The sequence below is a fragment of the Bacillus cereus group sp. MYBKT14-1 genome, assembly GCF_051915185.1.
Classification (GTDB): Bacteria; Bacillota; Bacilli; order Bacillales; family Bacillaceae_G; genus Bacillus_A; species Bacillus_A cereus.
On the sequence record NZ_JBQAEF010000040.1, the window covers coordinates 1 to 2,886 of the forward strand.

Below are 2,886 nucleotides of genomic sequence, written 5' to 3' on the forward strand. Positions count from 1 at the left end.
TACTATTGTAAGGTCGGCATCCAAATGACCCAAATAAATACCCACGCCAAGAAATAAAACTACAAAGTATTTCTTGGCACCTTTTACATAAAACAAATAAATTATTAAAAATGCACAAACCTAATACTAAAATATTAACATTATATGACTAAAGATGAATGAACCTATACAAGCAATCCATATTCATAAAATTAAAATACTTATATATTGAATTTAACAGAAAAATATTTATGTTGAAACACCAAATTCATGCGCCAATCATCCCACTGTAATTTTTTTATTTGATTAACTATTATAATCATTTCATCTTTTTCTCTAGGCATCAAATCTTCTATATAACTATGACATAATTTGTCACCATTTTAATTTGTGATCCTAACTAATTAAATGATAAAAAGGGGTTCGTGCACCATCTCTTTCCAACATATACTTCTTCAAAAAAATAGAAAGACACTTGTCTCTCTTTCAAAAGTATTTTTTGGAATTTCAAATTGTCCCCCTTAGTATCAAACCTAGAACAGCCATAATTATCGTACTGATAATTATCCGTAAAATCCAAGAAGTATTTGTGCTGATTTTTTCTAATTGCTTATTAATTGTAGAAATGTCTTTCTCGTTAATTATTATTCGAGTTTCTAAATTACGAATATCACGCATGATCTCTTTGTGTTCTGATTTTAGACTGTCAATTTTCACATTTACGTCTTCCATATACTCACGCCCTTATAACATCTTAATAGAACAGTCTTAATATATTATGAGACAACCTTTTTCGATGTGAATGTATATGAGTTATTTCTATGTTGAATTTTCATTCTATACATTTTCCCCAATCTTATTTATCATTACTAAACTAGTACAAGTGTTTGTTAATTGACTAATGGCTGTACTAATTAATCAAATTTGGACATTTTGTTAGAACTTCAATTGAAACTCAATTACATTCTTCATATTTTAAGTATTATCATTAAAAAGTTTAGAAAATCTACGTACAAAAAATAGGTGCTGTGAAATAATGCTATTTCACAGCATTTTATCAATTTCGATAGTTATTACTAACTCTATATCTCCGTCTACAGAGCATTAAACGCACATTTTTTCAATAAAAAGTGAGCATCCAGGACAATAGATGCTCTTAATGTATAAGGAGTTCTAACCAAAACTTAGAATGGAGGAGAAGCGTTCAAGCTCGTCCTATACTCTAATATATGCTTGTTCTCCTTGAAAGGTGAAAAATAAAAAAACACCTTAATTAGATGTCTTTTCGGGTTTAAGAGAAAGATACCATGTGAAAAGCCTTTCTGTATCATTGTATGATTATGAATTTTCGTTATGATTTAAATATCTTTTAAATATCTTTTGAATATCTTTTAAATACGTTTATTGCATATTTGTTTAGTTAATGATTTTGTTACGAATAACGGACACAATAAATTCTAATGAAAAAATTTTTAGTAGGCTTAATCATTGATACGAACTAGCTTTTTTTTAATTATTTCCCATATATTCAAACAAGGCCTATTTCACTCCACTCCTGTATTGTTAATTTATTTGCACAATTTAATTAAAATTCACATATACTACTTGTGCACATGTATTTAGGTCACATGTGGGAGTGTGATCTGAAACCTACTTTTCAAAAAGCGCTATATAAGCGCTTTTTTGATGTGTAAAATGTTTTTTTATACAAAAGACACCCAATTAAACAAACATCACTTCATATGATATATTCCATCCTATCTTTTTAGAGTCGATAGTCGTTACAGAAGTGCACTCTACGGAGTGCTCTTACATTTTCATACCAAATAGCGTTTTTATAAACAACTTGTCACCTTTAAATCAGACAAGCATATATTATTGTATGGGGCACTCCACTCCATAAGTTCAACCCTTTTAGTCTAGATGCACACTTATATGTGTGCTCTTTTTTATTCACTTGAAATAACGATTTTGTTCAATAGAAAAAGAACATCCGGGGCAGTAGACGCTCTTAATACGATTGGAGTGTTAACTGAATAAATGGAATAGGCGCGGTTAAGCTTATCCTGTACTTTAATAAAAAGTAAAAAGACACCTTAATTAGGTGTCTTTTCAGAGTGCCAGAGGTAATCTATATGTTGGATAGACCTTTCTATATCATTGTATGACCATCAATTCTTGTTATGCCTAAAAAAGGTTTTTAATACGTTAATTGTGTAGTTTTAACATAACAAAGAATAAGAATCTGTTATGGACACTTTTTTATACGAACAAAATATAAATTCTAGTTAAGAAATATTAGTAGACTTGTTCATTACATCATTGATACGAACCAACTTAATTATTTAGGATGCATGGTGAACTACCCGCCACTTAACGTCCTAACGGACTGTTTGAAGTGGGGGCTTCTCGGTTAGTCGTTACTTTTGGTAGCTAACGAATTCGTCCTAAGACAGCCGAGTTAACTCCCTTGTTCCAAGGGTTATTTTATTGCTATCTATGCTAACGCTAGTAGGCGTATTGCTTCATTTTTGATATTGATAGCTGCGTTATATAATCTCTATCGAGATTTACACCGCATATACAAGTATAGACTCGCTCAGACAATGACATATTTTTCATATTTCCACAACTGCTACATGTTTTTCTGGAAGGAAACCATTTGTCTATTTTCACAAGCTGTTTGCCTTGTTCATGTAGTTTATAAGCTAAGAAAGAAGTGAACATACCCCAAGCATTATCAGCGACGCTTTTTCCAAAATGAAGTGCTTGCGATATTCCCTTCATATTTAGATTTTCAATAGCTACAACATCAAAATGAGTAGCTAACTCTTTAGACTTATGATGAAGGAAGTTCTTACGTTGGTTTGCTACTTTTTCATGCAGCTTAGCTACACGGATACGTTG

Annotated in this window: 1 protein-coding gene and 1 pseudogene; both read right to left on the minus strand. The window is 31.0% G+C overall.

Annotated features, from left to right (window positions below; genetic code table 11):
* Window positions 1-486 precede the first annotated feature (486 nt).
* Window positions 487-711, minus strand: coding sequence for a hemolysin XhlA family protein (locus ACTFO4_RS30275; RefSeq protein WP_098282302.1), 225 nt, complete (start codon window positions 709-711; stop codon window positions 487-489).
* A 1,765-nt stretch (window positions 712-2,476) separates the two neighbouring features.
* A pseudogene (locus ACTFO4_RS30280) lies at window positions 2,477-2,886 on the minus strand (RNA-guided endonuclease InsQ/TnpB family protein); the annotation flags it as partial.

Excerpts from the sequence above, each read along its gene's own strand:
- ACTFO4_RS30275 (WP_098282302.1), bottom strand. The coding sequence starts at position 711 with ATGGAAGACGTAAATGTGAAAATTGACAGTCTAAAATCAGAACACAAA.